General features: G+C 37.2%; 10 protein-coding genes. 1 reads left to right on the top strand and 9 read right to left on the bottom strand.

All coding sequences use genetic code 11. The features are described from left to right. Window positions 1-35 precede the first annotated feature (35 nt). From V7K41_RS15875 to V7K41_RS15855, 5 genes are all read right to left on the bottom strand, one after another. Window positions 36-410, bottom strand: coding sequence for a hypothetical protein (locus tag V7K41_RS15875; RefSeq protein ID WP_334849608.1), 375 nt, complete (start codon window positions 408-410; stop codon window positions 36-38). A gap of 17 nt (window positions 411-427) precedes the next feature. Next, window positions 428-1,714, bottom strand: coding sequence for a SagB/ThcOx family dehydrogenase (locus tag V7K41_RS15870; RefSeq protein ID WP_334849606.1), 1,287 nt, complete (start codon window positions 1,712-1,714; stop codon window positions 428-430). Then, on the bottom strand, window positions 1,677-2,165 hold the full coding sequence (locus tag V7K41_RS15865; protein ID WP_334849605.1) for an ankyrin repeat domain-containing protein: 489 nt from the start codon (window positions 2,163-2,165) through the stop codon (window positions 1,677-1,679). The genes V7K41_RS15870 and V7K41_RS15865 overlap by 38 nt, the downstream gene beginning before the upstream one ends. Before the next feature lie 339 nt (window positions 2,166-2,504). Further along, on the bottom strand, window positions 2,505-3,644 hold the full coding sequence (locus V7K41_RS15860) for a homocitrate synthase (RefSeq protein ID WP_334849603.1): 1,140 nt from the start codon (window positions 3,642-3,644) through the stop codon (window positions 2,505-2,507). A 36-nt stretch (window positions 3,645-3,680) separates the two neighbouring features. Further along, window positions 3,681-4,562 carry an AAA family ATPase gene (locus V7K41_RS15855; RefSeq protein ID WP_334849601.1) on the bottom strand — a complete coding sequence of 294 codons (882 nt, stop codon included), beginning with the start codon at window positions 4,560-4,562 and terminating at the stop codon, window positions 3,681-3,683. A 316-nt stretch (window positions 4,563-4,878) separates the two neighbouring features. Here V7K41_RS15855 and V7K41_RS15850 point away from each other — a divergent pair, with 316 nt between their 5' ends. Then, window positions 4,879-5,088, top strand: a complete 210-nt coding sequence (locus V7K41_RS15850; protein WP_334849599.1) for a TOBE domain-containing protein — start codon at window positions 4,879-4,881, stop codon at window positions 5,086-5,088. 801 nt (window positions 5,089-5,889) lie between these two features. Here the strand turns inward: V7K41_RS15850 and V7K41_RS15845 are convergent. From V7K41_RS15845 to nifW, 4 genes are all read right to left on the bottom strand, one after another. Beyond that, the gene (locus V7K41_RS15845) at window positions 5,890-6,189 is read right to left on the bottom strand and encodes a 2Fe-2S iron-sulfur cluster-binding protein (RefSeq protein WP_069069799.1); all 300 of its coding nucleotides are present in this window, start codon (window positions 6,187-6,189) and stop codon (window positions 5,890-5,892) included. A 231-nt stretch (window positions 6,190-6,420) separates the two neighbouring features. Then, window positions 6,421-6,795, bottom strand: coding sequence for a HesB/IscA family protein (locus tag V7K41_RS15840; protein WP_334849597.1), 375 nt, complete (start codon window positions 6,793-6,795; stop codon window positions 6,421-6,423). Window positions 6,796-6,888: 93 nt separating this feature from the next. Continuing rightward, window positions 6,889-7,695 carry a HesA/MoeB/ThiF family protein gene (locus V7K41_RS15835; RefSeq protein ID WP_334849596.1) on the bottom strand — a complete coding sequence of 269 codons (807 nt, stop codon included), beginning with the start codon at window positions 7,693-7,695 and terminating at the stop codon, window positions 6,889-6,891. A gap of 10 nt (window positions 7,696-7,705) precedes the next feature. Beyond that, window positions 7,706-8,023, bottom strand: a complete 318-nt coding sequence (gene nifW / locus V7K41_RS15830; RefSeq protein WP_334849595.1) for a nitrogenase-stabilizing/protective protein NifW — start codon at window positions 8,021-8,023, stop codon at window positions 7,706-7,708. Between the last annotated feature and the right edge of the window lie 13 nt (window positions 8,024-8,036).

Raw genomic sequence — 8,036 nt, 5'->3', positions numbered from 1 at the left:
AACTTTTAATTAACAATCCAAAATCTAAAATCGAATTACGCCCAATCTCGATAAACAGAAAGTTCATCTACCCTCATTTCAAAAGGTATGCCTTGACTTTCTGGCGGACAAACACGGATTTTAGCACTGTTAACAATTCCATATAGCAATGTCCCCATTGGCACAATTTTTTGTAAAATACGCCAATTAGTAACTGTATCGGGACATTCAATTACCAATGTTAGAGCATTGGCATGGGTTGTGACATACCACCGACAATCAGATAGCAGACTTTGAATCGTGCGATCGCACGCATCATAAAAGTATTTGCTAATAGAATCCTCTAGTTGTTGCCGCAGTATAATATCCGCAGATGTCGGTTGTATAGGATGTGAATCATCACCATTTAAGTAATACATCTTTCTAGCCATGTCGTTGAGCTTCCTGTTTATATTCCAATCACCATTCCATAAAGTACATCTTTATTTGTTTCTAATAATTCTTGGGTTTCGTCATCATAATAAGCCCCAATCCCACTACACTGAATTCCCAAATAATTACTAGTTAAATAAAGTCTCTGTCCGAGAAAACCAGCTATTTGCATAGCAGTTTGATAATTTAAATAATCTGATACAAAAAATAAAGTTACAGCGCCATCCCTTGCAATAGCCTGATTAATACATAAATAACCTGTCTTTTCACTAAAATTACCCGTTTTAACCAGATGTGTACCTTTATATAACCCAGGTGTCATTCCCTCTACTCGATGCACCACTGAGTAAATTTCTATTTCCTCATAATTTTCTGTTGGTATTGACTGCTGAAGTTGTTGCACTACATATAAATAATCTTCTTGAGAAATAGCCTCTTTCCGGAAACGTCTAATAGAACGTCTATCCCAAACAGTTTGATAAAATTTATCCCGATCGAAATCAAATTGAGGATACTCTAATTTTTGCTGACGACTCTTTTCTAGAGTCGTTGCTTGATAGGCATCTTCAATAAATTGATTGGCTTCAAAATAATCAGTACCACAAACAAAAGGAACTTTCAGCCTTAAGCGTCTGATTTTCTTGTCTTGTACTTCTCCTGACACCGCACAAGCAACGATCAACTCTTTATTCTCAAATCCCAAATCAAAATTGAGGGTAAGTTTATCAAAGTCAAAAATTAGTTGTATATCTCGGTTGTAGAGATAAGCTGAAGCTGCGATCGCACCTAAATGATGTCCGCTATCTAAGAAGCAATATCTTATGCTCCTGTTTTGATATTTCCAGCTAGACCTATAATAAACACAACTAATTAAAAAGATGAATCCGTTGATACTTTTACCCGGTATAATATAACTCTCTAACCCATCATCAATTAATTCATAGATGAGAGTTAGACAATTATTCTCAACTTCTAGATGGTATATACCATTTACTATTCCCTCAATACCGCGAACCTGTACGTAAACTTCTGTAGGATACAAAGCGCCTGCTGATGGATTCACTCGTAGTTTTAATGGGCCATCTTTATATACTTTTTCCAGTGTTATCGCACTGGTTAATGAGATAAAAGCATGAACAGGATTATTGAGATTTAATTTCACTCTCCGATAAAACTTGGGATAAACTTTAAATGAAGATGGCTGTGTTGAAGCATCTACATAATTTGGGTCAAGTTGTACCGATAAATAAGAATGCTTGGTAGCGTCATGATAGGCTTTGCCCGATATCTGACTTGATGGCATTTTTAATTATCCTTAAGACTTCTACGTTACTAGCAAAATCTATCGCTTTATAATCGTCTAAGTTTTTTAAATATAAATTAGGCTGATATTGTAAAAGTAACTTGACGACTTCTGTCTTTCCGGCTGATGCTGCGTACATTAAAACAGTTGCACCATTATCATTTTGGTTATCAATATTGATGTTGCCAGCCAAAAGTAAATTAATTAAATCGTAGTGATTACCAAAACAAGCAAACCACAAAGCATTGTTGCGATCGCTATTTCGAGCATTGATATCCGCACCAGCATCAATTAATTCTTTTACGACCGTATAAACTCCCTCTCTTGTCGCTTTCATCAAAGCGGTATCACCATTTTCACTCGGCTGATTTAAATCACCAGGATTATAGCTTTTTGCTATTAGCCATTGGGTTGTTGCTTCACTCAAATTTTGACAGTTTGTTTGATTCATCAGTATTCCTTAGTTAACTTTATTTCTGCCAATTTACTAATATAAATTTGCTTGGCAAACAGAATGGTGAGCAATACCCACCATTATTTAAAAAATATTATCTAAATTATTTAAGCTTACATATATGCTATCAGTTTTATAAGTTTAAATTATTAATCATTTATAAATATCGCCTGATATTTTTCTTAAAAAAGCTTGAAAAACAATAGAAAAGCAGTCATTTTTACAGTTTTGTTTGATAAAATAGATTAGTAGCAGATGTGTCATAAAGGTGAATTTAAATCCCCGATTTCTTCAAGAAGTCGGAAATTTAAGCAGTAAGTGTGTAGATTTTTAAATTTACTGGCAATGATAAAAATATAAAATCTTGTCTACATCTTCGATAGTAAGACTTTGTTTATCAGCTAAAATTTTTAACATATTGGTAATATCTTTAAGCTGGGATAAATTAAATGAAAGTCCTAATTCATTAGCTCGGTGATTAACTGCCTGTTTTCCAGCCAATTTATGATTGATTAAAATTGAGCGCGTTACACCAAAACTTCGGGGATTAATAGCTTCATAAGTCTCCGAGTTATTGAGCATAGCCTTAGTATGAATGCCAGCTTTATGACTAAAAGCACTCTCCCCAAAAAGACAGTGATTAAAAGGAATAGGAATTCCAACTTTTCTCGCAACTACTTCATGCAAGTAACCAAGTCGATCTAAGTTATATTTAGACTTAACCTGCTCTGGATTTGTAGCATATAACCTAGCGATGAATCCAGCTAGTGAGGTAATACCATTGCGTTCACCAATTCCTAGAACACAAGTGTCAATATGAGTTGCTCCCGCTTCCAGTGCTGTATAGCTGTTAGCATTTGCACATTCTGTATCATTATGACCGTGAAACTCAATATCTAAATTAGTGAACTGGCGTAAAGTCTTCACTAATTCAAATACTTGCATCGGCGTAATAATTCCTACTGTATCAGCAATTCCTATGCGTTTGACAAATCCTAATTTCTCAATTGCCGAGTAAATTGTGATTAAATCTTCTATGGAAGTGCGTGACGAATCCTCAGCCGAAAACCGTAACTCAATATCGGGAGCTTGTTGATGAATAAAAGTTAAAACTTCAGATGCTAAATCAATAATTTGATTAATATTTTTACCATGACTGAACTGACGCATTAAAGAAGAACTACCGATAGTTAAATTAATCCCAGCTACGCCTGTCGCTAAGGCAACTTTAGCATCTTCTAAGTGACAGCGAATGTGAGTTAATATTTTGGATGGCAAGCCTAATTGAGCCAATCTTTCGCAGTCTCCTCTAGACTGAGGTGAAGCAATTGGTGATGTTAACTCTATATATTCCACTCCAAATGCAGCAAGAGCTTCAGCAATTTCGACTTTATCGTCTGAAGAAAAATTGGCTTTGACAAATTGTTCGCCTTCACGGAGAGTGCTTTCTACAATTGCAAATTTAGATAGCGACATTAACCGTTCCCTTGTGCTAATTGTTACCAATTATGCTTACTTGTTAGTTTTAATATCACCATATTTGCATAATTGACAAATAATTGCTTTGGCTGATTCTTGGGGACTGGCTATAGTATCGATTATAAGAGAGCGATCGCTCGTATCCATCGCCTCTAAAATCTGTTTTGTCGGAACCGAATCATAGTTCTGACTCTCTTCGACAAATATTTTTAGTTTGTCCCGCAATTCTACACCTGTAACAACTCGTTTTTTTACAAGTTCTAAGATTTCTTGTTGTTCTTCAGGAGTAAAATAAGCAGAAGCCTCTGGTACGCCCAAACTAGCAAAATTGGTCAATACTCCTGGGATAATTTGCATAGGATCGTCTAACTCTTGATTAGCAATCCAATCGAAAGAATCATGACGTTTCAAAAGTCTTTCTAAACGCACTGTATTTGGTGCAGTTAACATTACAAATTTAGCATTTTTTAAAGCCTTAGCTGCATAGCGAACTTCATTTTCACCACGCAAACTATCGAAAACTAACATAGAGTTGACTTGTTGCGGATTGATGTGTAGCGAAGCTAAAATATGACCCATTCCACCAGGGAAGTATTCTCGATAAAGGCGAGTATAAGTTAGGCGTTTGATCCGGCAATGGGATTGCATAAGTTTCTCTTGTATTTTTAACATTGGCGCAATTATTATGCGTTCGGTTAAAACACGACGATTAGGTAAAAGTATAAAATCCAAGCCTTCTTCAACCAAAGCTTTTGTAATTGTACTTTTTCCCACCCCAGTCATACCTACTATGATTAGTAAAGGAAAACTTGTTATTGGCAACCAGTCTTTAGGAACAGGAAATCCTAAGCCTACACCTGGACTCAAGTGTTCAAAAAATAGATTTTGTCTTGTTGTATTAAGTCGATCCTGCACAATATAAACCTCTTTTTAGTCTAGTTATTATAAAAACGTATTTTTTTTATAACCTCAGTGTTTATACATAACTAGATAGCTAGATTAAATTGATGATAATATCCATCAATAATTAGTTTTTTTTAATTTTTATCTTACTTTTTGCAGCAAATGACCGCCTCACCCATTTGTGTAATGCTCGTCAAGCAGAGATACTACTGTTAAGTAAATGAGAATTATTTCAAAATTATTAAGATATCTTAAAAAAAGCTAGTTTTAAAATAAAAACTTGCTAACTTACTAAAGTATAAATAGTTCAATTTAGCGAATTAAAAACATGGAAATTAGCGCTCGTAATTCTCTTAAGGGTACTGTCAAAAAAGTTGTACATGGTTCAGTTAATACTGAGATAACTTTGGAACTAGGGCCAGGAGTAGAGCTAGTGTCAATCATCACAAAATCATCAGCAGAAAAGCTATCACTTGCAGAAGGTAAGCAGGCTTATGCTGTAATTAAATCATCAGATGTGATAGTTGCTGTTGATTAAAAAATAGAGTTGGCTTCCTTTACAAGCCACTCTATTTTTCCTATAAAATTGCATTTATATAATTTAGTGACTAAAAGATTGCAAGAGCGTAGTCAAGCATAATTACAGTAATCATATTAGATTGTAGATTTTTCAGAATTGAAAATTATAGATACCCGACTTATTTAAAAAGTCGGGTATCTGATTTTTCATAAATAATCAAGTAAGGCTATACATAAAGGTTAATTAATGGAATTATCAATAATGCGAACATAAATGGCTCGAACACTTTATAAATCTAGTACAAAATCTATGTTCTCAATATTGTTGAAGGAGGCAGGAGGCAGAAGGAACAATTGGGAGAGGATTCAGACCCCTCCCGCCAGTTCTTTTATGCAGGCGTTCCCGTCCATCAGACTGGCTCCCTTTTTGTTTGCGCCGTACGGTGAGGTCTTAAACCCCTGCTCCCAAGGCGTCGCGGCAGGAGGTAGAGGGCAGTTTTCCTCCACTCTTGAACTGCCCTCTGCCTACTGCCTTCCTTGATAATTAAAGAAGGAAAGTGTTGTTTTTAAGTGATGTGAGTTCCTGTTACTATTCCCATTGACAAAAGGGTTTTCAATATTGTTTTATCCTGAGTTTTACAAAAAGTTACGATTCCTACCTCTACCGTTATTAATAATTCTAATGAACAGCCAGTAACACTAAAGCGGGTAAACATTTTAATTATAAATTAGGAATTTTGAAAGGAAGAAGGAAGTATAATTTCATCCTTCATCCTTCATCTTTTATTTGGTTTCAAAAGTCAACAACCAAAGTAATAATTTAGACTAGATATGCTTCTTGATGTGTTTTAATTGTGCAATTAGAACGAGGATAAGTTACACAAAGTAGAGCGTATCCTTTAGAAACTTGATCGTCATCTAAAAAGTTTTGATCGTCTTGATTAACTTCACCTTCGACAACTTTACCAACACAGCTAGAGCAAGAGCCTGCATGACATGAAAAGGGCAACTCAATACCATTTTCTTCTGCTGCTTCTAAGATGGTGGTTTCTTCGTCAACTTCAATTGTGGTGTCGATGTCTTCTTTTTTGTTGATTAATCTAACTTGGTAGGAAGCCATTTTCTGATTCTCCTCAAACGTTATACAGTTGGTGTAATTTCTGAAGTTTTTGAGCAACCTATCCTACTTTTTGCTTCCCTTCTACTTACGGAGATGCTACGCTTAGTCGGCTTCTCTATAGGAGTAAGGGATGCAACGCGAACTAGAAGCCACCTCAAGCATCTATGAAAAACTGCGCGGAGTGCGTCTATGGGAAGCCTCTACAATTGACTTGGCACTAACGGAATGATGTTAGCTGCAAGGTACACCAGTAGGCTTACCGTCGCCTGCTTTGGAGGACTTTCCACAACCACTGCATTTATCAGTTGCATTGGGGTTGATGAACTTAAAACCGCTTTCCATCACTCCCTCAACGAAGTCAACCACAATTCCTTCTAATAACGACGCACTTTTGGCATCAACGTAAACCAGCACTTTACCTTGCTGGCTTACCAAATCATCTGGTTGGGGCTTGCTGGTGATATCCATTGCATATTCATGGCCACTGCAACCACCATCTTTTACTGAGATGCGGATACCTTTAGTTGCGCCATTAGCGTTGGGTGTGGAACCTTGGAGCAATGCCTGCAGATGAAATTCTGCTTTTTCTGATAAAGTAACGGTCATCAGGTCTCCTGATTTGTAGCGATTAGTTGTTCTGATTTCAGATGTGGGTTGTCCTTTGTCAGTTGTTATTTACTAATGACCAATAACCAATGACTAATGACTATTTTGTGCAATCCCTGTGGCTTCTATCGAATTGGATTGAGCGTGTCTCCAAGGCGCACTATTACCGCATACTGGACAAGAGCGATCGCGGTAAGAACGGCGTTTAGCAAATTCCATCCGATTTAAGTCGATTGTCAGCAATTGCGACAATAGAGGCTGACTAAACCCGGTGATCAGCTTGATAGCTTCCAAAGCTGTTAGACAAGCTAGTGTCCCAGAAACAGCGCCTAAAACTGAAAAGCCGCGCTGATCCCAATCAGGCTTTTCTGGAAACAGACAAGACAAGCAAGGAGTCACACCAGGAATAATCGTTGTCAGGTAAGCCTCCATCCCATTCATTGCGGCTTCTACCATTGGCTTACGCGATCGCACACAGGCTTCATTTAACAAATTCCGCTCTGTAAAATTGTGGGCGCAATCAAGAGCCATATCAGCAGATTGCACTAACGAATCTACATTTTCCGGGGTGATGTAATCATGAACAGCTTCCACTTGGACATCAGGATTAATCGCATCCAGAGTTTCTTTAGCTTTGAATACCCTTGGCTTACCTACCCAATCATCAGTCATCAGAACCTGACGATTCATATCATCTAGCCGCAAGTCACCACCCCGGACTAAGATTAGCCGCCCAACGCCTGCTACTGCTAAGTAAAGCGCCGCCGTACCACCTAATCCCCCCACACCCGTAACCAGAACTGTCGCTGACTTTAGGCGCTTTTGTGCTGTTTCGCCAAAGTTCGGAAGCATCATTTGGCGACGATAGCGTTCTAATTCGGTAGGCGTTAGGTTAACCAATTTATACCTCCTAATCAGAAGTGATTTCTGTCAGTGTGACTACATTTTTCGGCTTGTCGTTAAACACTTTGAACAGCTTTTGTTCGTGGGGTGTTGATTCGATAAATACCTGATAAGCTTTTTGTAAAGCCAAAAAATATTGATTTAATTTCTCTTCTTGACTCAAGTCAGGAGAATTCTCATCAATTTCCTGGATGTATTGAGAAAACTTTTTCAAAATATGTAGACGATTTACATTCACAACTTCTAAGTCGTAGGACATATTAAAGAATTGAAAAAATTCTTCTGCATCTACGAGCTTCTTGAATTCATCAATAGTTCCAGTCACGTCGCTTCGCTCC

This window comes from Nostoc sp. (genome assembly GCF_036917415.1).
In the GTDB taxonomy this organism is placed as follows: Bacteria; Cyanobacteriota; Cyanobacteriia; order Cyanobacteriales; family Nostocaceae; genus Nostoc.
Note: the sequence above shows the minus strand (reverse complement) of the source record. Positions and strands in the feature narration are given on the sequence as shown.

Bases quoted from the DNA above. Each gene is read 5' to 3' on its own strand.
- V7K41_RS15840 (WP_334849597.1), bottom strand. From the start codon at position 6,795: ATGACCGTTACTTTATCAGAAAAAGCAGAATTTCATCTGCAGGCATTG.
- V7K41_RS15850 (WP_334849599.1), top strand. From the start codon at position 4,879: ATGGAAATTAGCGCTCGTAATTCTCTTAAGGGTACTGTCAAAAAAGTT.
- V7K41_RS15875 (WP_334849608.1), bottom strand. From the start codon at position 410: ATGGCTAGAAAGATGTATTACTTAAATGGTGATGATTCACATCCTATA.
- V7K41_RS15860 (WP_334849603.1), bottom strand. From the start codon at position 3,644: ATGTCGCTATCTAAATTTGCAATTGTAGAAAGCACTCTCCGTGAAGGC.
- V7K41_RS15870 (WP_334849606.1), bottom strand. From the start codon at position 1,714: ATGCCATCAAGTCAGATATCGGGCAAAGCCTATCATGACGCTACCAAG.
- V7K41_RS15845 (WP_069069799.1), bottom strand. From the start codon at position 6,189: ATGGCTTCCTACCAAGTTAGATTAATCAACAAAAAAGAAGACATCGAC.
- V7K41_RS15865 (WP_334849605.1), bottom strand. From the start codon at position 2,165: ATGAATCAAACAAACTGTCAAAATTTGAGTGAAGCAACAACCCAATGG.